The 20,444-nt window shown below is 54.3% G+C and carries 18 protein-coding genes; 13 read left to right on the top strand and 5 right to left on the bottom strand.

Translation table 11 applies throughout. From position 1 onward, the window contains the following. Positions 1 to 68: 68 nt before the first annotated feature. The 3 genes from H575_RS07280 to H575_RS07270 all read left to right on the top strand — a co-directional run bounded on the left by H575_RS07280 (position 69) and on the right by H575_RS07270 (position 2,105). Positions 69 to 1,337: a DNA cytosine methyltransferase gene (locus H575_RS07280; RefSeq protein ID WP_042700119.1), complete on the top strand. Its 1,269-nt coding sequence runs from the start codon at positions 69 to 71 to the stop codon at positions 1,335 to 1,337. Next, entirely contained in the window at positions 1,330 to 1,737 is a 408-nt protein-coding gene (locus H575_RS07275; protein ID WP_042700117.1) for a very short patch repair endonuclease, read from the top strand. Before H575_RS07280 ends, H575_RS07275 begins: the two co-directional genes overlap by 8 nt. A 65-nt stretch (positions 1,738 to 1,802) precedes the next feature. Next, the gene (locus tag H575_RS07270) at positions 1,803 to 2,105 is read left to right on the top strand and encodes a hypothetical protein (protein WP_042700115.1); all 303 of its coding nucleotides are present in this window, start codon (positions 1,803 to 1,805) and stop codon (positions 2,103 to 2,105) included. Positions 2,106 to 2,805: 700 nt separating this feature from the next. On the opposite strand, the gene H575_RS07265 is transcribed toward H575_RS07270, so the two are convergent. Continuing rightward, positions 2,806 to 4,608: a ribosome biogenesis/translation initiation ATPase RLI gene (locus tag H575_RS07265; protein ID WP_042700114.1), complete on the bottom strand. Its 1,803-nt coding sequence runs from the start codon at positions 4,606 to 4,608 to the stop codon at positions 2,806 to 2,808. Beyond that, complete coding sequence (locus H575_RS09170; protein ID WP_081406702.1) at positions 4,609 to 5,298, bottom strand: EMC6-like membrane protein; 690 nt, start codon at positions 5,296 to 5,298, stop codon at positions 4,609 to 4,611. Between the two features lie 219 nt (positions 5,299 to 5,517). On the opposite strand from H575_RS09170, the gene rqcH reads away from it, so the two are divergent. The 7 genes from rqcH to H575_RS07220 all read left to right on the top strand — a co-directional run bounded on the left by rqcH (position 5,518) and on the right by H575_RS07220 (position 15,983). Continuing rightward, on the top strand, positions 5,518 to 7,428 hold the full coding sequence (gene rqcH, locus H575_RS07255; RefSeq protein WP_245554504.1) for a ribosome rescue protein RqcH: 1,911 nt from the start codon (positions 5,518 to 5,520) through the stop codon (positions 7,426 to 7,428). Continuing rightward, positions 7,425 to 8,453, top strand: coding sequence for an mRNA surveillance protein pelota (locus H575_RS07250; RefSeq protein WP_042700110.1), 1,029 nt, complete (start codon positions 7,425 to 7,427; stop codon positions 8,451 to 8,453). The genes rqcH and H575_RS07250 overlap by 4 nt, the downstream gene beginning before the upstream one ends. Before the next feature lie 1,107 nt (positions 8,454 to 9,560). Beyond that, on the top strand, positions 9,561 to 10,496 hold the full coding sequence (gene twy1 / locus H575_RS07240) for a 4-demethylwyosine synthase TYW1 (RefSeq protein WP_042700104.1): 936 nt from the start codon (positions 9,561 to 9,563) through the stop codon (positions 10,494 to 10,496). Continuing rightward, positions 10,493 to 12,073 (top strand): O-phosphoserine--tRNA ligase, encoded by a 1,581-nt coding sequence (gene sepS / locus H575_RS07235; protein WP_042700101.1) that lies wholly within the window; start codon positions 10,493 to 10,495, stop codon positions 12,071 to 12,073. The genes twy1 and sepS overlap by 4 nt, the downstream gene beginning before the upstream one ends. 174 nt (positions 12,074 to 12,247) lie before the next feature. Continuing rightward, positions 12,248 to 13,402: an LL-diaminopimelate aminotransferase gene (locus tag H575_RS07230; RefSeq protein ID WP_042700098.1), complete on the top strand. Its 1,155-nt coding sequence runs from the start codon at positions 12,248 to 12,250 to the stop codon at positions 13,400 to 13,402. A 1-nt stretch (position 13,403) separates the two neighbouring features. Next, entirely contained in the window at positions 13,404 to 14,705 is a 1,302-nt protein-coding gene (lysA, locus tag H575_RS07225; protein WP_042700095.1) for a diaminopimelate decarboxylase, read from the top strand. 3 nt (positions 14,706 to 14,708) lie between these two features. Then, positions 14,709 to 15,983: a hypothetical protein gene (locus H575_RS07220; protein ID WP_042700092.1), complete on the top strand. Its 1,275-nt coding sequence runs from the start codon at positions 14,709 to 14,711 to the stop codon at positions 15,981 to 15,983. Here H575_RS07220 and H575_RS07215 read toward each other — a convergent pair. Continuing rightward, the gene (locus H575_RS07215; RefSeq protein ID WP_042700089.1) at positions 15,978 to 16,163 is read right to left on the bottom strand and encodes a hypothetical protein; all 186 of its coding nucleotides are present in this window, start codon (positions 16,161 to 16,163) and stop codon (positions 15,978 to 15,980) included. The genes H575_RS07220 and H575_RS07215 overlap by 6 nt on opposite strands. Positions 16,164 to 16,368: 205 nt before the next feature. On the opposite strand from H575_RS07215, the gene radA reads away from it, so the two are divergent. Together radA and H575_RS07205 are read left to right on the top strand one after the other, a co-directional pair. Further along, on the top strand, positions 16,369 to 17,358 hold the full coding sequence (gene radA / locus H575_RS07210) for a DNA repair and recombination protein RadA (RefSeq protein WP_042700087.1): 990 nt from the start codon (positions 16,369 to 16,371) through the stop codon (positions 17,356 to 17,358). 20 nt (positions 17,359 to 17,378) lie between these two features. Beyond that, positions 17,379 to 18,059 carry a phosphoglycolate phosphatase gene (locus H575_RS07205; RefSeq protein WP_042700083.1) on the top strand — a complete coding sequence of 227 codons (681 nt, stop codon included), beginning with the start codon at positions 17,379 to 17,381 and terminating at the stop codon, positions 18,057 to 18,059. Between the two features lie 27 nt (positions 18,060 to 18,086). Here H575_RS07205 and H575_RS07200 read toward each other — a convergent pair whose 3' ends face one another. Then, complete coding sequence (locus tag H575_RS07200; protein ID WP_042700080.1) at positions 18,087 to 18,338, bottom strand: PRC-barrel domain-containing protein; 252 nt, start codon at positions 18,336 to 18,338, stop codon at positions 18,087 to 18,089. A 58-nt stretch (positions 18,339 to 18,396) separates the two neighbouring features. After that, positions 18,397 to 19,275, bottom strand: coding sequence for a CBS domain-containing protein (locus H575_RS07195; RefSeq protein WP_042700077.1), 879 nt, complete (start codon positions 19,273 to 19,275; stop codon positions 18,397 to 18,399). A gap of 55 nt (positions 19,276 to 19,330) precedes the next feature. Between H575_RS07195 and H575_RS07190 the strand changes: the two genes are divergently transcribed. Beyond that, the gene (locus tag H575_RS07190) at positions 19,331 to 20,353 is read left to right on the top strand and encodes an NOG1 family protein (protein ID WP_042700074.1); all 1,023 of its coding nucleotides are present in this window, start codon (positions 19,331 to 19,333) and stop codon (positions 20,351 to 20,353) included. Positions 20,354 to 20,444 lie beyond the last annotated feature (91 nt).

Below are 20,444 nucleotides of genomic sequence, written 5' to 3'. Positions count from 1 at the left end.
GATAGAAGATCGTTTGAAATGATATTAATACTTACGTCCTAAACCATAAGTGAAAGTGATTTAAAACCATGACTGTAAAATACAATGTATTGGATCTTTTTTCCGGAGCGGGGGGTCTCACAGAGGGTTTTATTCAGGCTGATTTTAACTTCATTGCTCATGTGGAAATGAATCCGGATGCGGCTAAATCCCTCCAGACCAGAATATTATTCCATCAACTCAGAGAAAGTGGTCATCTGGATATATACAGAAAATACATGAAAAATTATGCTGCACCAGAGGCACGTAGTCAGTTCCTGTTAGATTGTATTGAACATGGAATTGATGATAACAGTGTAATTAACCGGGAAATCACATTCGAAAACAGAGATGAGATAGCCAAAACGATTCAGTCACGACTAAACAAGATAAACGGGCATATAGATATTATTATTGGAGGGCCACCCTGTCAGGCATATTCTATGATGAGAAGGTGGGAACAGATTCAAAAGGATTATCAGGATCCAAAGGGATTTTTGTATCAGCAATACCTGTATTTCCTAAATAGATTTCATCCCCGTGTATTTGTCTTTGAAAATGTTCCCGGTTTACAGTCTATGAACTCCGGTAAAAGATGCAACGATATAATATCCGGTCTGACAGACGCAGGATATAATGTTGATATGAAAATATTGCATGCATCCGATTTTGGTGTTCTTCAGGAGAGAAAACGGATAATATTTATTGGGTGGAGAAAACCGGAAAAACATGATTTTCCGGAGTTTGAAAAACACCCTTCCAAAGCTACAATCAGGGACCTCCTTCTGCAGGATTTGCCCTCCCTTCAGGCAGGTGAAGGTGAGATTGTTCAGGAGTATAATGCAAAACCAAATGAATACCTGAAGAAATCCGGACTACGTGCTCCCGATATGGATATTATTTTACATCATATATCCCGGGCAAACTCTGACCAGGATAGGGAAATATACAGATATGCTATCAGGGCTTGGAATGAAGGGAAGCGGATGAGATACACGGATCTACCGGAAAAATTACAGTCTCACAAAAATAAATCATCATTTCTTGACAGATTCAAAGTTGTCAATCCTGATGGATATTCTCATTCAGTAGTGTCCCATCTTTCGAAGGACGGGCACTATTTTATTCATCCGGATATTAATCAGGCAAGATCGATTACTGTTCGTGAAGCAGCAAGGATCCAGTCATTCCCAGATGATTATATCTTTGAGGGTTCGAGAACATCACAGTTCATTCAGATTGGAAATGCCGTTCCCCCCCTGATGGCAAAAGGACTTGCAGAAAAAATACGTGACATGCTATCTTCTTCAAATGACTGATGTTCTCACCCCGGAACAACGAAAGAAAAATATGTCTCGGATACATGGCAAGAACACATCTCCGGAGTTAAAACTCCGAAAACTTTTGTGGAAATCAGGACTCCGGGGATATCGGGTTTATTATAACCTCCCGGGAAAACCTGATATTGTTTTTACAAAACAAAAACTGGCGATTTTTGTTGACGGATGTTTCTGGCATAAATGCCCCGTTTGTTTCCGTCCACCGGCAACAAATGGGGAGTTCTGGAATGAGAAATTACAGAAGAATGTGGAAAGGGATCTGCGGGTTAATGAAGAACTGCAAAATACCGGATGGACAGTTTTGAGGATCTGGGAACATGAAATAAAGAAAACACCTGATGTTGTGGTTGGAAAAATCAGGGAGTTACTTCGGAAATAAGCCAAACATGGTATTTAATAATGTCTGCTGCCGATATACCAACTATTCATAAACTGGTGTCATCTATGTTTAAAACCTATAAATTTTTTGATTACCGGGATCTGGAGGATCTGGTTCCGGAGTTTTTGTATTATTATCTTTTTCAGGATCTGAGCCTGAAAGTTATTGAGGAAAAATACTACGGGTCCCAGGAATACAAAGGATGGCTTTGTAAAAGTCTGCTGAATTATTATGGTGTGGATACCGACGGGGAAAACAGAGGGCTATATAATGAACGTTCAATTCAGTCTGTAGTAGATGAACTTTACACCAGTACTGATATGACGCATCTCCGTATTGCACATATTCTGAAGAAAAAATATCTTTGAGACTTGAGCAACTCGCCATTAATTCTGTATACCCCGATATTCTGAATATCCCGCATCAGATGAGTCTGGCAAAAATTAAACCTGAATCTAGAAAATAGGATACCCCACCGCGGGCCGACTCGCAAGTCTATCGACTTGCTCGGCTAAGATCGCCGGCTGCGCCGTCAATCCGCCTCAGCGCCGGAGTCGCAAGTCCCTTTCGCTTCCCTCCGGGGCTTGCTCTGCTGAGGCCGCCCCTAAAGGGACGGCCCACAGTCGCGGCCCCGCACCCCGAAATATAATAAAAAAACCTTTTTCTCCCACAGGAGCCGCTGGGGCGGCGACAGGATTTGCCCGAACGTTCCCGCAAATCTAAAGATTTGCTACGCTAAGGTCGTCCGCGTTCCGCGTCCAACCCGCTCCCGATGAAGGGATGAGCAAGACTGCATAGCAGGCTTGCGAGAGTGAGGAAAAGCAAATCCGATTCTGGGAGCCCGAAGGGCGGATTCAAGCGAGGGTCGAAGACCCGAAGCGGAGAGCAAATCTCTGATTTGCGGTTCGCGGTTGGTTTTTTCTCATGCTTCCACACCCACCCGTACACTTCCCGAATCTCACACCCACCACCAAAATCCTTCCGCCCCTGTCCCCCTTTTCGTGTTTTCGTTGGCGGGTTGGACGCTGAAAGCGGACACCCTCAGCCGGGGCCCTCACTTCGCCGAAGTTACTCCTCCTTGCTTCCCTCAGCCGCCAGAGCCGACTCCGCAGCATTATAGTAATAATACTCCCCTGCCGCCTTCTGCTCCCGGTCCAGATACGACCCCGGATTATTGATCCGCGGCCTGCCCGTCTTATCCCTGCGGAACGTGATCCCCAGACTCGAAAGGAACAGATTCATCCCGTCCTTCATCTCAAACGGACCCCGGGCAGTACCTTCCTTACCCGGCACCCCGTCAAAGACCAGCAGCCGCTCACTGATCATATCGATCGTATACATATCATGATCGATCACCATGATCCCGGCCCCCTTATCCTCCGCCGCACGCTTGATCACCTTCGTCGTCACAAGCCGCTGCTCCACATCCAGATGCGCCGACGGCTCATCAAGAATATACAGATCCGCCTCACGCGAAAGACACAACGCGATCGCCACCCGCTGAAGCTCTCCGCCCGACAGATTCTTCACCTCCGACTGCAGGATCGGCATAAGACCAAGAGGCTCCAGGATCTCATGCTGATAATACGACGTATCGAACCTGCGGGTCACCGCCCGGAGCGTAAATTCGACTGAATCCGACGAATCGGCCGTCACATACTGCGGCTTATACGAAACACGCACCGTATCGAACTTCTTCCCGCCGTCCGGCGTCTCCACGCCCGCAAGCAGCTTTGCAAACGTCGACTTGCCTATACCGTTCGCTCCGACGATACCAAGCACCTCGCCCCTGCGGACCTCGCCCCCTTCCACCGTCAGATTGAAACCCGGAAACGACTTCGTCATCCTCGGGATCGTCATCAGCGTCTCGCGGTCCACATCACTCTCATGACTCCGCGTCTCAAAAAGCACCGGATAATCACGGATCCGGACATTCTCCTCAGCGACAAAGCCTTCGAGATACTGATTCACCCCGATACGCACCCCCTTCGGCCGGGAAATGATACCAAACGCCGACGGCTTCCCGTACCCGATATGCACCGTCTCCGCCACCATATCAAGGATCGCGATATCATGCTCCACTAAGATAACCGGATGCTTTGCCGCAAGCTCCCGGATAAGGCGCGCCGCGATCATCCGCTGATAGATATCCAGAAAAGGAGTCACCTCATCAAGGAAGTAAAAGTCCGCCTCCTTCGAAAGAGCCACCGTCAGCGCGACCCGCTGAAGTTCTCCGCCCGAAAGATACGTCAGATCCTTATCAAGGATCGTATCAAGGGCCAGCTCCTTCGCGTAATAATCGAGCATCTTCCGCTCATCATTCTTTTCCAGAAGGGATCTGACCGTCCCCTTGAACGCCTTTGGGATAAAGTCGATATACTGCGGTTTGATCGACGCCCTGATCGTCTTTGTGGCGACCTGCTTGAGATAATCCAGCAGCTCCGTTCCCGCATAATGCTTCAGGATCTCCGCCCACTCAACTTCATGATCGAAGATACCCAGATTCGGGCGAAGCTGCCCCGCAAGGATCTTCACCGCGGTGGATTTCCCGATACCGTTCGGGCCTAAAAGTCCGGTGACTTTTCCCGCCACCGGCTGGGGAAGCCCGTAGAGAACGAACGCGTTGGGCCCGTAGCGGGTCACCGGCGTATCCAGCTCCTCAGGAAGCTGGATGATATCCAGAGCCTCGAACGGGCATTTCTTCACGCAGATACCGCAGCCCACGCACAGCTCTTCGGAGATCTCTGCTCTGCCGCTCTCCCCTATTATAATGGTCTCATCACCGGTACGGACCCGGGGACAGTACGCGATGCACTCTTTGCCGCATTTTTTGGCATGGCACCGGTCTTTATGAACGATGGCGAGTCTCATTTATGCGGAGAGGAGGGAGGTCGAAAGCATCAGTGTCCAGGAGAGATACCAGGTCGCAAAGGTCATGAATGCCTGATAGAACCAGTCTTTTTTGCCGAGTTTGGAGGTGTCGATCTTGAGGACCATGAAAAGGGACTTCTGGATAACGATCGCCACAAGTAAGACCAGGACCCCTACAAGAGGAGTTGCCTGAACGCCTGCAAGGCCTGCCTCGATCATCGAGTCGTTGACCGGGTTTGGCGTGCCTGCAAGATAATAGGAGACGATACCCGCCGCCATACCAAGACCGCAGGAGATCGCTGTCCGGATGACGCGCTCGGCGTGCCGCGCTTTTTTCGAGGCGATCTTCTCTTCCGGCGTCTCTTTCCTCTTCGGCGGCGCGGTCTGCTTCACGGCCGTTTCTTCAGCCGTGACCTCGACTTCTTCGGTCTTTTCTATCGTCTCAAGCTTCTCGTCGATCTCGGCGTCGAGGGGTTTTCTGTCCGGCCGGTTGACCATCTCGATAGCCTTCTCAGGACAGATCTTCACGCATTTTCCGCATCCGTTGCATAACTCTTCAACGACCGTTGCTTTTTTATTCCGTCCGATGAAAATGACCGGCTGATCTTTGCGTGATGCCGGGCAAAACTTCACGCAGCGGTTGCACATCGCCGTGTTGCATTTTTCTTTTTTGATATAGGCTACCTGCATATGATATCTCCGCGATTTTTCAGTCTGATTATATTAGTATTCAGGTCTTATCTATGTTATCTGTTCTGTCCCGCGGTCCGATGACGGCGCGCCGGCGATATCGGCGGAAGATTTTTCGAAGTACCTGCAGAAAACAGCGATCTCCAAAGCAAAGGGCCGTGTCGGTTTATAGTTCTGCACGTCCTATCTAGTTATCATAGAATGGCGACGATATCAGGAATGAGCGGAGCGGACGTAAAAGCGATGACAGCGGAGCTCGCCGCGCTTTTACCTTTGTGGATCGGGAAAATATATCAGTATGACAATGCCTCGTTTGGTTTCCGCTTAAACGGGGAGGAGAAGGCGCGTCATCTTCTGTATGTGGTAAGGGGCGTTCGGGCGCATCTTGTGTCCGAACTTCCGCCTGCGCCGAAAAACCCGTCAGGGTTCTCGATGTACCTCCGGAAATACATTGAGGGGGGAAAGGTCCTCGGAATCGAGCAGAAATCGATCGAGCGTGTTCTGATCATCACGATCGGCAAAGGACCGTCCGAGTACAAACTGATCATCGAACTCTTCGACGAGGGGAATCTTATTCTCACGGACGAAAAGTACACGATCATCAACGCCCTCGCCCAGAGAAGATTCAAGGAGCGGGAGATCATCGGCGGCGCAGAGTATTCGATTGCGGCCGTATCGCCCGAGAAGCTGACCTTTGAGGAGTTCAAAGAAAAGCTCGCCGGAGACGAAGGCGAGATCGTGCGGGCTCTCGCGACCAGACTGCAGCTTGGCGGAATCCCGTCCGAAGACATCTGTCAGCTTGCCGGCGTGTCAAAAGCCCTGCCCTGTAAGTTTGCGACCGATGTCCAGCTTCGTCCGATCTATGAAGCGATGAAAAGCTGGATCGCAAAACTTGAAAAAGACCGCGATCCGGTGATCGATGCGAAAGGAGCGTTCCCGTTCCCTTCGCCCGCACGGGAGCCAAAAGAGCATTTTGCCACATTCTCCAAAGCGCTCGAGGCGTTCTATCCTAAACCCGTGGCCGAAAAGGTCATCGAGCAGAAGATAAAACTCTCCAAAGAGGAGCGGATCAGAAAACAGCAGGAGGCCGCGCTCATCACCTTCGACAAGAAGATCGCCGAGGCGACGGAGATATCGGAGATCATCTACTCGCATTACGGCGAGGTCCAGGAGACGATCGACGTGCTCTCTGCCGCAAGTCAGAAGCTTTCCTGGCAGGAGATCGCGGCCGTTATAAAACAAAGCGACGCCCCGGCCGCAAAACGGATCATCTCGGTGGAGCCGAAGAATGCGTCCGTCGTGATCGATCTGCAGGAGAAGCACAAGGTGACGATCTTCGTGCATGAGAGTCTGGAGGCAAACGTCGGCAGATACTTCGCGGTCGTGAAGAAGTTCCGCGCGAAGAAGGCCGGAGCGCTGCGTGCGATGGAGGCAGGCATCATCCACCCGGAGAAGAGAAAGGCGGCCGGACCCGGACGGCTGAAACCGAAATGGTATCACCGGTTCCGGTGGATGGAGACCTCCGACGGGGTCTTAGTGATCGGCGGCCGAAACGCGGACCAGAACGAGGAGATCGTGAAAAAGTATATGGAAGGAAAGGACACCTTCCTCCATGCGGATGTGTTCGGCGCGTCCGCGGTCATCGTGAAAGGGGCGACCGAACGCATGGATCAGGCGGTCCAGTTTGCCGCGTCCTACTCGCGGGCCTGGGCCGGGGGCGGGGCGTCCGTCGATGTGATCGCGGCCTCGCCCGGCCAGGTGAGCAAGACGCCCGAGTCGGGAGAGTATGTGGCTCACGGTTCGTTCATCATCAGAGGCGAACGAAAGATCTACAAGGATGTCCCGCTCGAGATCTCGATCGGCATCCGGACCGAACCGGTCCTTGCGGTGATCGGCGGAACGCCTTCGGCGGTCGAACCGCTGACCTCCCACTCTGTGCGTCTCGTTCCCGGAACGTTCGAAGGCAACGATGTAGCAAAGAAGGTGCTTCGAAAACTCAAAGAGGCAGTGCCCGAGAGCGGGCAGAAAGCGCTCAAAGCGATCCTGAATACCGAAGGGGTCGCGGCGTTCGTGCCGCCGGGAGGGTCGGATCTGAAGTTCGCTTCAGGCAGTGAAGGGGACCTGGAATGAAGGCGGAGGTGCCCGAACCGCTGAAAAGAGACGGATTCGGTGAGTATAAACTCATCCCCGAATCGGTCGACGATCTCTGGCATCTTTCGCATCTGATCAGTCCGGGAAATACGGTCTACGCAGTCACGCTCCGGACGGTGGACGGGCCGACGGACAAGCTCCGTTCGGAAAAGCTCGAGAAGCGGCCGGTGAAGATCGGCGTGAAGTGCGAGAAGGTGGAGTTCGTGCCGGAATCTTCCCGCCTGAGGGTCTTCGGGCTCATCAGCTACGGGCCGGATATGGGCCAGCACCACACGCTGAACATCGAAGCAGGCTATGAAATAAGCGTGGTCCGGCAGTGGAAGCCGATCGATCTTGCCCGTCTGGAGCGGGCGGTCTCCTCCTCGGTGCACGGCGTGGTCCACATCGTCGCGATCGAAGACGGGGAGGCGGAACTCTACCGTGTCCGGCAGTACGGACCCGAACGGATCACGACTCTCACGGTCGGCAGCGGGAAATCCGCCGAGCTGGACTCAAGGCAGGCATTGTTCGTCGAACTCCTGTCGTTTCTCGAAAAAGTCACAGGATCCATCGTCGTTGCCGGACCGGGATTTGTGAAAGAGGACTTCGTCAAGTTCGCAAAAACCAAGGCGCCGGCGATCGCGGAACGGATGCTTCTCGCGGATACAAGGCGGTGCGGCTACGGCGCGGTCCAGGAAGCTATCGGAAACGGCGTCCTTGCACGCGTGGCAGAGGATCTGCAGCTCGCAAAAGAGGTCTCGTTCATGGACGAGGTGTTTCTTCGGATCGGGCAGAACGGCGCCGTCGCCTACGGGAAAAACGAGGTGCGCCAGGCGGTCGATTACGGGGCCGCCGAGACGGTCCTCGTTGCCGATTCGGTTGTCAGGGACGCACGTATCGAAAAAATGATCGAAGGGGCCGAGCGGCTCGGCGCAAACGTCGTCGTCCTCTCGACCGAGTTCGAACCGGGCACCCGTCTCGTCGGACTCGGCGGGATCGCGGCCCTGCTCAGATATAAGATCTGAATAAGGGCTGCGCTGGTTGGTCTCAAGCAAATTCGGAAAGGAGTTTGTTGGGTGTGGAAACATGAGAAAGAACCAACCGCGAACCGCAAATCAGAGATTTGCTCTCCGCTTCGGGTCTTCGACCCTCACTTGAATCCGCCCTTCGGGCGAGGCTAATCGGATTTGCTATTCCTCACTTTCGCAATCCAGCTTCGCTGTCTTGCTCATCCCTTCATCGGGAGCGGGTTGGACGCGGAACTCAGACGACCTTAGCTGAGCAAACCGAAGGTTTGCAAAAGCGTTCGGGCAAATCCTGTCGCCGCCCCAGCGGCTCCCATGAGGGAGAGATTCATCGAGCAGCCCTGAATAGGAAAAATGTTCTTTTACTGATCATCTCGAGATGAGACGGAGAGGGAAACCATCATTGGGAGGCGCTGGGGCGCCGACAGGATTTGCCCGAACGCTCCCGATGAAGGGACGAGCCGTTGGGTCGAGCGGGTTGGCGACGAAGTCGACGACCTTAGCGGAGCAAGGCTTTGCCTTGCGACTTGACCCAACGAGCGAGAGTGAGGATAAGCAAATCCGATTCGCCTCGCCCGAAGGGCGGATTCGCGCCGATTCGCGGTTGATTTTTCTCATTGATCCACACCCAACACACTCCTTCCCGAATTGGATTAAGGTAACACCGCGTAAGTGCTATTTCAAGAGAGGGTGCGATTCTGCGCAGGCGAAGCCCAAATGGGCAAAGCCCATTTGAGGCGGCACGCAAATCTTCGATTTGCACGCATCAGCCGGAGCAGAGCACCCGAACGTAAGGAAAATGCGATTGGCGAGGATTCGCGGAGGCGTGCAAGCCGAAGGCTTGCGTGCCGCCTCAAATGAGCAAAGCTCATTTGGGCTTATTCGCGGTTAAATAGTCTCATGTTTCCACACCCAACAATCTCCCTTCCGAATTGAATCCACACCAACACCGCACAACTCCCCTCTAAAGAAGAGTTCCCGTCTCCTGTCCTTCCAAAGAAATAAAGCAGTCTCACGCAAAGACACTACTATACACGCCGTACCGGTTCCCGGATCGGATTTCAGACATCAGGCGTGAACAATACAAAAATCAGTCCTCTGATACCCATGTCGAGAAAACGAGCCCCGTCAAAAACCCCGAAAACCTCCCTTCACCGGCAGGGATACAACTTCATCGCTGAAGGCGCGTCCGCCGCCGTGAAACCCTGCATGTGGTGCAAACGCGCCCTTCGCGGCGGAGAATCCTGCTATAAACACCAGTTCTACGGGATCGACACCTGGAAATGCGTCCAGATGACCCCGACTTTACGCTGCAATCAGCGGTGTCTCTTCTGCTGGCGGTCCATGGAACACGAGATCGTGACCGAGACCGAACTCTCCCCCGAAGAGATCGCCGCAGCTCTCCCGAGGATGCAGAAGAAGGGACTCTCCGGCGACAAACCCTACACCGATCCGGCGAGGTGGGAAGAGGCAACGGAACACCCGACCCAGTATGCGCTCTCCTTATCCGGCGAGCCGACCCTTTACCCGAAACTGCCCGAACTCGTCGATCTTCTCAGAAAAGATCCCAAAAACAGCGTGTTCGTTGTTTCCAACGGAACGATCCCCTCTATGATAGAACGGATCCGGCCGACCCAGCTCTATCTTTCGCTGGACGCCGTGGATGTATCATCCTACGAAAGGATCTGCCGGCCGATCGGGGATCCGGCGGCCATGTGGGCAAATATCCAAAAATCCCTCGCCCTTCTCCGGAAAAAAGAGGAGGAAGGCATCAGGACCGCGGTCAGGATCACCCTCGTTAAGGGGTACAATGACACAGATGAGGAAGGTTTTGCCCGGCTCATCGAAGAAGCAGGCCCCCTCTTCGTTGAAGTAAAGGGATACATGTATTTGGGATACAGTCGAATGAGATTAACAGAAATGCATGTCCCTGACATGGAAACCATTCGCAGTTTCGCCGCAGAAGTTGCCAAACTCTGCAACTATGACATCATGGATGAAAACGCCGCGAGCCGCGTTGTTTGTCTGAAGAGAAAATCATGAAATTCGATATTGAGGAGTTCAAGGAACGCAGAAAAACCGATTTCGAAGGAGCCTGGCATGCCGGACCTTCGGTCATCACCCCGCCGGAATCAGCAAAGATCTATCCGCGTTATGCGTATCGCCGGGCGAAAGTCCACCCGATCTTCGACACGATCGCCCGCCTTCGGGCCGCATACATGTCGATGGGATTCGATGAAGCGATGGTCCCGGTGTTCATCGACGAACAGGACGTCTACCGCCAGTTCGGTCCGGAAGCCGCCGCGGTTTTAGACCGGGTCTACTATGTCGGCGGCCTTCCCCGTCCGAATGTAGGGATCTCCAAAGAACGTCTGGACGCGATTTCCCAAATCATCGAAAAGCCTCTCGCCGAAGGCACGGAAGAGAAGCTGATGAAGTGTCTGCATGCCTACAAGAAAGGCAAATTCGACGGCGACGATCTCACGCACGAAATGTCCGTCGCTTTGGGCGTGGACGACGGTGTGGTCGTTCACATCCTCGACACGGTCTTCCCCGAGTTCAAGGAACTCGCCCCGGAATCATCCAGAACGACGCTTCGTTCCCATATGACCAGCGGCTGGTTCCTCTCGCTTGCCCAGATGTGGGACAAAAAGCCGATGCCGATCCGGATGTTCTCGGTCGACCGGTGTTTCCGCCGCGAGCAGGAGGAGGATGCGACCCATCTTCGGACCTATCACTCGGCATCCTGTATCGTCGCAGGCGAACATGTCACGATCGAGGAAGGAAAGGCGGTCGCAGAAGGTCTTCTGTCCGCATTCGGATTCACCGAGTTCAGATTCCAGCCCGATGAGAAGCGCTCGAAGTATTACATGCCCGAGACCCAGACCGAAGTCTACGGCAAACACCCGGTCCACGGCTGGGTCGAGGTCGCCACGTTCGGGATCTACTCGCCGGCTGCCCTCGCTGAATACGGGGTCGGCGTTCCGGTCATGAACCTCGGCATGGGTGTCGAGCGTCTGGCGATGGTCCTGACAGAGGCAGAAGATGTGAGAAAACTCTCCTTCGCCCAGCTGTATCCGCCGGTCTACTCGGACACGGAACTGACGAAAGGCATCGGATTAAAAGAGGAGCCGCAGACGATAGAGGCGCGCCGGGCAGTGCGTTCTGTCATGGAAACTGCCGCCGCCCACGCGGCTGAACGCTCGCCGTGTTCATTCTCCGCATGGAAAGGCGAGCTGTTCGGTCATCAGGTGGAGATCACCGTCGAAGAGCCGGAAGAGAACACGAGTCTTCTCGGCCCCGCCGCGTTGAACGAGGTCTATGTCAGAAACGGCGCGGTCCTCGGCGTTCCTGACACCGAAAAGTTCGCCGACGTCAGAGCCGAAGGGGTCCCGGTAGGTATCTCCTTTTTGTTCTCAACGGCAAATCTCGCGCTCGCCCGCATCGAAGAGGCGGCAAGGGTCGGCGAAGGGACAAGCGTTCAGGTAAAAATGTCGAAACACCCAAGCGACGTGAACCTGAAGATCGAGGAGTATGTCATGCGGTACATCACCGACAATAAAAAGAAACTCGATCTCCGCGGCCCGGTCTTCATGACCATCACCTCAAAGATCCTGTAAAATACATCCAACCTTTTTTTTATTGCTGATCGTTTTTGGATCAAAGAGCCTCCCGGAAAACAACACATCGCCGCCGCGCTCTTTCATTGTCACGTCCAAACTCCTCTCTCTTCATCACCGCATAAATCTCCATGACAAACGTCTTAATTTATCTGCAGGTCCAATAAATATGCGATGTATGCAAAACGGCTAGACAACTTACCTCCGTATCTCTTTGCCCAGATAGATGCATTGAAGGCACAGAAACGTGCCGAGGGAATTGATTTGATCGATCTTGGTGTGGGGGACCCTGATTTACCGACGCCGAAGCATATTGTGGATGCATTATGTGAGGCTGCACGGGATCCTTCGACCCACCACTACCCTGATTATCTGGGGATGCTTGCATACCGTCAGGCAGTAGCCTCCTGGTATGACCAGCGTTTCGGCGTCAAACTCGACCCGAAAAAAGAGGTCCTCGCCCTGATCGGATCCAAAGAAGGTATCGCCCACATACCCGAAGCATTCGTAAACCCCGGAGACTATGTCCTCGTCTCCGACCCCGGCTACCCGGTGTACAAAACCTCCACGCTCTTTGCCGAAGGAAAATCCCACCCCATGCCCCTGCTGGAAGAAAACGGCTTTTTACCTGACTACGCCGCCATTCCAAAAGATGTATTGAAGAACGCAAAACTCATGTTCATCGGCTACCCGAACAACCCGACCGGCGCCGCGGCCTCGATCGACTTCTTCGAAGAGACCGTCGAGTTTGCAAAAGACAACGACATCATCGTCGTCCACGACAACGCCTACTCCGAGATCTCATTCGACGGCTACAAATCTCCGTCCTTCTTACAGGCAAAAGGCGCCATGGACGTCGGTCTTGAGACCCACTCGCTCTCCAAGACCTACAACATGACCGGCTGGCGTATCGGAATGTGTGTTGGAAATGCCGGTCTCATCGAAGCATTCGGCAGAGTCAAGACCAACATCGACTCCGGTGTCTTCGACGCGGTCCAGCGTGCCGCCATCACTGCTCTGACCGGCCCGCAGGACTGCGTCGCCCAGGCCTGCGCCGTCTATCAGGAACGCCGGGACGCTCTCGTCACCGGCCTTCGCTCGCTCGGTTTTGACGTCACCTCCCCGAAAGCATCCTTCTACGTCTGGATGAAAGTTCCCGACTCGGTCGAGTTCGTCGCAAAAATGATCAACGAAGCAGGTATCGTCATCACGCCGGGAACCGGCTTTGGCGCATCAGGCGCAGGATATGTCCGCTTCGCCATGACCCGCCCGGTCGACCGGATCAATGAAGCGGTCAGACGCATGAAAGAATGCGGCATCAGAGGATAACATGAACCTTCCCGAATCACTCTCCGTAAGAGGGGGTCATCTCTACTGCGGAGACGCAGACTGCGTTGTTCTTGCCGAACGATACGGCACCCCCCTGTATATCACCAACGAAAACCACATCACCGGAAACTTCAGACGCTACGAAGCCGCGCTGAAAAAGTACACCGGCAAAGTCCAGCTCCTCTATGCCGCAAAGGCAAATGAGAATCCGGTCATCATCCGGTCGCTTGCCCGCGAAGGAGCAGGCGCCGACGTCTTCTCACTCGGTGAGATGCGTGCCGCCCTCGAAGCCGGCATTCCTGCAGGGATCCTGCTCTTCAACGGCAGTTCGAAGACACAGGAGGATCTTCGCGCAGCGATCGAAAAAGGGATCATGATCTCGGTCGACTCGATCGACGAACTCCGTCAGATCGACGCCATCTCAAAAGAGCTGAAAAAGACCGTCAGGATCGGATTCCGGGTCAACCCGGCTATCGAGGTCCCGACGCACCCGAAGATCGCCACCGGGATCAAAAACAGCAAGTTCGGCATCCCCGCAGAGATGATCCTGGACGCCTACCGCGAAGCCCTCAAAATGGAGTATGTCATCCCGGTCGGCATGCACTGCCATATCGGATCCCAGATCCTTGAGATACCTCCGTTCGCCATCGCCTGCGGCGTCATCATGAAGGTGGCCGATGAGGTGACCAAGATCGGCGTCAAACTTGAGTTCATCGACTTCGGCGGCGGACTCGGCATCCCCTATCACCGCGAAGGCACCGTCGACAAAGCCCCGACACCCGAAGAGTATGCCGCCGCAGTAATGCCGGTGTTCCTCGAAGGATGCAAAAAAGCAGGCATCTCGCCCGCGTTCTGGGTCGAACCCGGCAGATGGATGGTCGGCGAATCGACGATCCTTCTGACGAAAGTCAACTCCGTCAAAAAGGTCCACAAAACCTTTGTGAACGTCGACGCAGGATTCAACCTCCTGATCCGTCCGGCGATGTATGACTCCTGGCATGAAGTCGTTGTGGCGAACAAAGCGGACCAGCCGGCCGACGGCACCTACACCGTCACCGGCCCGATCTGCGAAACCGGCGACATCTTTGCAGCCGACCGCAGACTTCCGGCAGTTGAGGCGGGAGATCTCATCGCTGTTCTGGATGCAGGCGCATACGGCTATGCGATGTCGTCCCAGTACAACTCGCGGCCGAGATGCCCCGAGGTGCTGGTGAACGGCGGCAAAGCAGAACTCATGCGCCGTGCTGAGACCTACGAGGACATGACCGCCTGCGTGGTCATCCCCTCCTGGCACAGGAAATAAGGAATGCATTACGCGCTCGTCTCCGATCTGCTTACGCAGGAAGCCTTTGAGGAGCGCGTGGAACAGAAATCCGCCTCGCTTGGCGGCCTGGTGGATGAAGTCACGGCCGCGATGATGGTTGTGGACGAGCTTGGACGAAGCCATATAAAGATCGGCAGCATCCCTTCGGCCAGGACCCAGGTCGTCTCTTTTTTCGGCAGGATCCTTGAGATCAGGCCGCCCCGTGAGTTCACCCGCGAAGGCGAACCGCCGGGTCTTGTGGCATCGGTCGTTCTTGGAGATCCGACCGGCACCGTGGTCATGACCTTATGGGACGATCGGGCAGAGGCTGCCGGCGAGCTGGAGACCGGTTCGGTGATCGAAGTGATCGCAAAACCCAGACCCGGAAAAAAGGAGGTGACCTGTCTTGCCCTTCGGGAGAGCAGAGTCACGATCGTCGAGACAAAAAAACCGCCGAAGTCCGAGGTGATGGCGTCACCCCTCACCGTCCGGATCCTGGTCGTCTCCGAAGTGCGGGAGATCACCCGCCGTGACGGGACGCCGGCCTTTTTGCAGGAGTTCATCATCGGTGATGCTTCCGGAACGGCCCGCATGGTCACCTGGACCCCGGAGCTGTTCGCCGACGTGGATGAGGGATCCTGCATCTCGGTCACCGGGGTGCAGAGAAAAGAGGACGACGGGATCGTCGAGTATGTCGTCTCCGACTCTGCAGAGATTAAGATCATCCCCGGAGAGATCGAGGTGCTTTCCAAAGATGCGTCCGAGGTGACCGAAGGTCTGAACCCTGTGGTCACCGGGGTTGTGACCTCTGTCTCTGATCTCAAAACGTTCATCACGAAACGCGGGACCGAGTCGCGTGTCAGAAATATCCAAATCCGCGGGTCTGCAGAAAAAAGCGGGGTGAATGCCGCCGTCTGGGGAGATGCGGCAGATATGCTGTTTCTTCCGGGCGACGCCGTGCAGGTGGTCAATGCCGAAGCAAAACTGAACCGGTACGGCGAACTCGAGCTCTCGGTCGGCCGCGGTTCGGCGATCAGGATGGTTCCCGTTCCCGGAAAAGCGTTCTTTGGAACAGGGATGCTGATCCGGCGGCCGGAAGGTCTTTCGCTCGATGACGGGACCGCGGTCTGGATCCTCGAGACCGATGAGACGCCGGTGATCGGGACGACGGCGGATGTCGAAGGCATCTCCGGGAACGGCCGGGTCGAAGTGACCGGTATTTGGCCGCGTCCGGCTGATCCTTCGTCTGCCGCAGCGCGTCTTCGCCCTCTGTTATAATCCGAGTTTATCGGTTATCTTGCGTTTGGCATACTCGCCGAACGCCTTTCTGCACTCCGGAGACCGGATGAAGTCATAGATGAGCTGATCGATGACAGGTTTGATGAGAGGATTGGCTGCGAGTTCGCCGGCCATCTCCATGAGGGCATTTTTGTATTCGGTATTGTCCTTTTCGGCCATACCGATAGATGGGGCGATGACGGCAATAATAGTATCGGATGAGGGGGGCAGAGATCAAAATTTTGCACGTGAAAATGTCCTCCTCTCTGAGTGGGAAGGGGGTTTTTCCAGGGGAGGGGGGGCATTATCGCACCGCGCGGTTAGGGGTTTATATGGCCAGATGCTGATGTATGAGTATATCTAAAAAACAGGAGTACAGGAAGATATGACAATGCTTGATATAGAAGACATTCCGGGTGTAGGACCGGCGACCGCTGACCGACTGCGTGATGCAGGCTACATAACTGTTGAAAGTATCGCGACTGCCACCCCTATCGATCTGGCGGAGGCAGCTGAACTTGGCGAGTCCACGACAAAGAAGATCATCAAGGCCGCCCGTGAACTGGCCGATATCGGCGGGTTCAAGACCGGGACCGACATTCTTGCACGCAGACAGGACATTCTCAAACTGAAAACCCTTGTTCCGGAGATCGATGAGCTGTTCGGCGGCGGTCTCGAGTCCCAGGCGATCACCGAGCTGTACGGCGAGTTCGGATCCGGGAAGTCCCAGATCGCCCATCAGCTGGCGATAAACTGTCAGCTCCCGACCACACTCGGCGGGCTTGCCGGAAGCTGTCTCTACATCGACACGGAGAATACCTTCCGTCCCGAGCGTATCGAGCAGATGGCCGAGGGACTGGAGCTTGCGGATCTGCCGGAGGGCTACACGCTTCCGACGGCCGACGAGTTCCTTGCCAACATCCATGTTGCCCGTGCAAGTTCTTCTGATCATCAGATGCTTCTGATCGATGCGGCCCGCGATCTTTCTAACGAGCTTGCAGGCGCCGGTCTTCCGGTCAAACTGATCATCATCGACTCGCTGACGAGTCTCTTCCGCTCGGAATACGCGGGCCGCGGGACCCTGGCCGGCAGGCAGCAGAAACTCAACCGGCACATGCACGACCTCTTCAAACTGGTCGATGACCTGAATGCTGTGGCTTTGGTCACCAACCAGGTCATGTCCAACCCCGGACTTCTCTTCGGCGACCCGACAAAACCGATCGGCGGCAACATCGTCGGGCACACGGCGACCTACCGGGTGTATCTGAGAAAGAGCAAAGCAGGCAAACGTATCGCCAGACTTGTGGACAGCCCCAACCTGCCGGAAGGCGAAGCGACCTTCACCGTCGAAACCGCAGGTATCAAAGCCTGCTGACCCCAATACTATTTTTAATCATGCCAAGGGCCCTTATCACCGATATCGACGGAACGCTGACCGACGACCGGCGCAGACTCTCAACAGAGGCCGTCGATGAACTGCGCAGGATCATCGACGCAGGGATCCCCGTCATTCTTGCATCCGGAAATACGCTCTGTTTTCTGGATGCCTTCTCGCACATGATCGGGACCGACGGGACCATCATCGCCGAAAACGGCGGGGTGTACCGTCTGGGGTACCTCGGCGAAAAACATATCGCCGGCGATCAGGAGGTCTGCCTTGCCGCGTATCAGAAGGTCGTGGACGAACTCAGGCCGAAAGGCGATGATCTGCGGCTTTTCAGCAGCAGATACCGGGACTCGGACATCGCGTTTTCCCGGGATGCTCCGGCCGCTTTGATCAAAGAGATCCTCAAAGATATGCCCGTCGAGGTCATCGACACGGGATTTGCGATCCATCTCCAGATCCCCGGCGTCACCAAAGGCGCGGCTTTTGAAAAACTGGCGGCAGAGATGGGTCTTGCCCCGGCCGATTTTCTGGCGGCAGGCGACTCGGTCAACGACGTCTCGATGCTGAAACTCGGCGGCATCTCCGTTGTTCCGGCAAATGCCTCCCCCGAAGCAAAAGAAGCGGCAGACCATGTCATGGAACGGTCCTTCGGTGAAGGGACGGCGGATGCTCTGCGGAAATACTTGTAAAAAAATGGAGTGAGGTGCCAAAAAACTTCAGCGGAGCATGTACCGGTCTACCACAATGAAATCGGTGATATCTTTTACTGCCTCAAACGGCAGCGTGATCGCATCATTTTCAAGCTTGTAACCGGTCGTATCAAAACCTGCATCCGGGCGTATAAGAAGAGCCTTCAGCTGCCCGGTCGGCGCATCGAAGGTAACGTTCCTGATCTGACCAATGATCTTCCCGTCAGTACTCATCACACGCTTTTTCCGGATATTATGGGTAAACTGCTCACTCTGCATGATTAATCAGCTTTAAAGTTTGACAAGCAAGTATATATCCGTTTGTATAAGGCATGCCTCACAGAGAGGGGAACACCCGGATAATATCAGAATGCGTCAGTATGCCGACCGGTTTTCCCTCGTCGGTCACGATCACCCGCCCGACATCCTGCTCCTTAAACTGTTTGATGACCTCATACAGCCGCATATCCGCCGGCATCGAGATGACCCGCGTCACCATCACCTCGGACACAAGCGACGTCGTCGGCATCTCACGGTCCAGTGCGGAAATAACATCCGTCAGCGTCACGATCCCGCATAAGATCCCGTTTTCAACGACCGGCGCCCCGTGGATGCGCCGCTGAAGAAACGTCTTCATCGCATAGGCAAGCGTCATATCAGGCTCCAGCGCGATCAGGGGGGAGCTCATATACTCGCGGATCTGTTTCTTTGGAAGCGACGTCATCTCCGACGTCGAGATCAATAGAGCGCTGTTGATCTCATCCTTGCCGAACACCTCTCCTTTGATCAGCAGCTTGTTCAGCGGCGTCGGTCCGATCGTGATCTTGTCGCCGACCTCAAACGACCGCACGTTTCCGATGATCTTGATCAGGGCATGACAGAGATCGGCATGCGTGAGTGTAGTAAATGCGATCTCATGCACGCGCACCCCTTCGACCTTCTCGCCGTTCTTCTGGAGGACCACTTCACTTTCTGAGTAGTCCGACGAAACGTTCAGTTCAGAATACGCCCGCGCTGTAGGCTGATATCCGCCTTTCGGCCCCGGAATGCCGTCGACCAGCCCGAGCACCTTCAGGGCCAGCATCTGATTTCTGACCGTCCCGGGGTTTCTCCGGATGATATCGGCGATGACCTCACTCTTGATTGGATGCGAATATTGATGATAGAGCGAGATAAGAGTAATAAGGATATCTTTTTGAATGAGTGACAGATCCATACTTACTGATTCTTTCTGATTGCTATAGTAATAAACCAAATGGATTGGATGAACAATGTACTTCGATAAAATCCCGACCGTTCCAACAGCAGACGAACTGCTCGACCGCAGTTTCCGCCGTGCTTCCAGGAAGATGCGGGAAAAAACAAATAAACGTCATGCAAATGAGGACTTCGTCCGGGCGATCACCCAGGCGACGCATGACAAACTGGTAACTATAATCCAGAGCTTTCCCGAGTTTGAAGAGCTGCCGCCCTTTTACCGGGACCTGTGCGACATATTATTCGGGATGGATGCCTTAAAGAAGAATCTCGGCATGGTGGGATGGGCCGCAAAGAATGTGCGTGACGTAGGAAACAGTATCTCGAAAGGGATGCGCTGGACCGATACCCAGATCGAACGAAGACGTGCGGTCGCACGCATCGCTTCGATCGTGCACCGGGCGGATGACGCACTCCGGTATCTCAACGATGTCAGAAACGTTCTTCGAAAACTCCCGGTGATCAGCACCGATGAGTTTACGATCGTTGTGGCCGGATACCCAAACGTCGGCAAATCCTCGTTCATCCGTCTGGTCTCCAGCGGTGAACCGGAGGTCGCCTCCTATCCGTTTACGACAAAAGGCGTTATCGTCGGACACAGAAATGCTGAACGCAGACGAAAGATCCAGTTTATCGACACGCCGGGTCTTCTTGACCGTGCCGATGAGGAGCGAAACGTCATCGAAAAGCAGGCGCTCAACGCGCTGGTCTATGTCGCCGATCTGGTGCTCTTTATCATCGACGCAAGTGAAAACTGCGGCTACTCATTTGAAGCCCAGATGAAACTCCGCGAGGAGATCGAGTCGATCATCTCGGTTCCCATGATCTCGGTCGTGAACAAATCGGATGTAAAAAGCGTTGACGGATTCTTCAACATGTCCACCGTCTCCGGCGAAGGCGTAGAGGAAGTTCTTGCAGAACTCCTCAGGCTTCGCAATGAGATGAAGGTGGAAGAGGAAGTCGACCTCCGTTCAGAACTCCCGCAGCCGGAGATCCGGCGGCACGGAGCAAGACTGGATACAGAAACTCATTTCTGATCCGGCAAACCTTTTTTTTTTATTTATTAGTGTTACCAGGCCGTCTCCCTTCCGGGTCGTATACCTTGAAACACCGCGTAACTTCTAAAAA

This window comes from Methanocorpusculum bavaricum DSM 4179, assembly GCF_000430905.1.
GTDB lineage: Archaea > Halobacteriota > Methanomicrobia > Methanomicrobiales > Methanocorpusculaceae > Methanocorpusculum > Methanocorpusculum parvum.
This window is presented reverse-complemented; position numbering and strand designations above follow the sequence as displayed.

What these genes read in the sequence shown, in the direction of transcription:
- H575_RS07200 (WP_042700080.1), bottom strand. Translation starts at nt 18,338, where the DNA reads ATGCAGAGTGAGCAGTTTACCCATAATATCCGGAAAAAGCGTGTGATG.
- H575_RS07270 (WP_042700115.1), top strand. Translation starts at nt 1,803, where the DNA reads ATGTTTAAAACCTATAAATTTTTTGATTACCGGGATCTGGAGGATCTG.
- radA (WP_042700087.1), top strand. Translation starts at nt 16,369, where the DNA reads ATGACAATGCTTGATATAGAAGACATTCCGGGTGTAGGACCGGCGACC.
- H575_RS07220 (WP_042700092.1), top strand. Translation starts at nt 14,709, where the DNA reads ATGCATTACGCGCTCGTCTCCGATCTGCTTACGCAGGAAGCCTTTGAG.
- H575_RS07275 (WP_042700117.1), top strand. Translation starts at nt 1,330, where the DNA reads ATGACTGATGTTCTCACCCCGGAACAACGAAAGAAAAATATGTCTCGG.
- H575_RS07215 (WP_042700089.1), bottom strand. Translation starts at nt 16,163, where the DNA reads ATGGCCGAAAAGGACAATACCGAATACAAAAATGCCCTCATGGAGATG.
- H575_RS07195 (WP_042700077.1), bottom strand. Translation starts at nt 19,275, where the DNA reads ATGGATCTGTCACTCATTCAAAAAGATATCCTTATTACTCTTATCTCG.
- H575_RS07205 (WP_042700083.1), top strand. Translation starts at nt 17,379, where the DNA reads ATGCCAAGGGCCCTTATCACCGATATCGACGGAACGCTGACCGACGAC.
- H575_RS07230 (WP_042700098.1), top strand. Translation starts at nt 12,248, where the DNA reads ATGTATGCAAAACGGCTAGACAACTTACCTCCGTATCTCTTTGCCCAG.
- H575_RS07280 (WP_042700119.1), top strand. Translation starts at nt 69, where the DNA reads ATGACTGTAAAATACAATGTATTGGATCTTTTTTCCGGAGCGGGGGGT.
- H575_RS07250 (WP_042700110.1), top strand. Translation starts at nt 7,425, where the DNA reads ATGAAGGCGGAGGTGCCCGAACCGCTGAAAAGAGACGGATTCGGTGAG.
- rqcH (WP_245554504.1), top strand. Translation starts at nt 5,518, where the DNA reads ATGAGCGGAGCGGACGTAAAAGCGATGACAGCGGAGCTCGCCGCGCTT.
- sepS (WP_042700101.1), top strand. Translation starts at nt 10,493, where the DNA reads ATGAAATTCGATATTGAGGAGTTCAAGGAACGCAGAAAAACCGATTTC.
- H575_RS07190 (WP_042700074.1), top strand. Translation starts at nt 19,331, where the DNA reads ATGTACTTCGATAAAATCCCGACCGTTCCAACAGCAGACGAACTGCTC.
- H575_RS09170 (WP_081406702.1), bottom strand. Translation starts at nt 5,298, where the DNA reads ATGCAGGTAGCCTATATCAAAAAAGAAAAATGCAACACGGCGATGTGC.
- H575_RS07265 (WP_042700114.1), bottom strand. Translation starts at nt 4,608, where the DNA reads ATGAGACTCGCCATCGTTCATAAAGACCGGTGCCATGCCAAAAAATGC.
- twy1 (WP_042700104.1), top strand. Translation starts at nt 9,561, where the DNA reads ATGTCGAGAAAACGAGCCCCGTCAAAAACCCCGAAAACCTCCCTTCAC.
- lysA (WP_042700095.1), top strand. Translation starts at nt 13,404, where the DNA reads ATGAACCTTCCCGAATCACTCTCCGTAAGAGGGGGTCATCTCTACTGC.